This is a genomic window from Arcobacter sp., assembly GCF_050300555.1.
Lineage (GTDB): Bacteria > Campylobacterota > Campylobacteria > Campylobacterales > Arcobacteraceae > Arcobacter.
Genome location: NZ_JBNKXY010000223.1, coordinates 1 through 612, shown reverse-complemented (window position 1 = coordinate 612; position 612 = coordinate 1). Strand labels below are relative to the sequence as shown.

The 612-nt window shown below is 23.2% G+C and carries 1 protein-coding gene; it reads left to right on the top strand.

What is annotated here, in order from left to right; all coding sequences use genetic code 11:
• Positions 1 to 560: hypothetical protein (locus tag ACQY5W_RS13315; RefSeq protein ID WP_428025454.1), on the top strand; the 560-nt coding region annotated here is incomplete at its 5' end.
• Positions 561 to 612: the final 52 nt, after the last annotated feature.

Sequence of the window (612 nt, the reverse complement as noted above, 5' to 3'; positions counted from 1 at the left end):
TTAAAAGTATCGCAAAAAAATTATATTATCCTGGTGAAGTTCTTTTTTCAAATGTTCCAGTTACGACATTAGCTTTTTGTGAGCAAGTTTCTAATAAAAATAATGAACAATTACTTGTTCGACCAATTGAAATTTATGAATTTCCTTATCAGAATCTAACGTCATCGATTAGGATGGAATTAACAGATCCAAGTTCGCCGTTTACAATTAACTCTCAATTCATTTATTCTTATAAGTCAAATCAAAGTCTTAAAGGAAAAAAAAATGTAAAATTAGTCTCAAATGTTATTACATTTCAATCAAAACAATTGTTAAATAAGAATCATAACATTGAATTAGTTCAAAATAGAAAAAGTAATTCATTAAACTTCTGTTTAAGTGAAAAAATTTATTTTAATAAGTTCATCACCCCTGATTTACAGTATAAAAATATTCAATCTTCAAATTTAATTCAACAAAAACAATTTATAGATAAATATAGTGTTCTAGGTTATTTAGAATCAGTAACAGTAAACTCATTAGAAATAGTAAAATTTAAAATAAAAAAAAACAAAAAATAAACCAATTCTTTTAATTTCCAATGATGATTGTTTTATTCTAAAGAAAAACGAT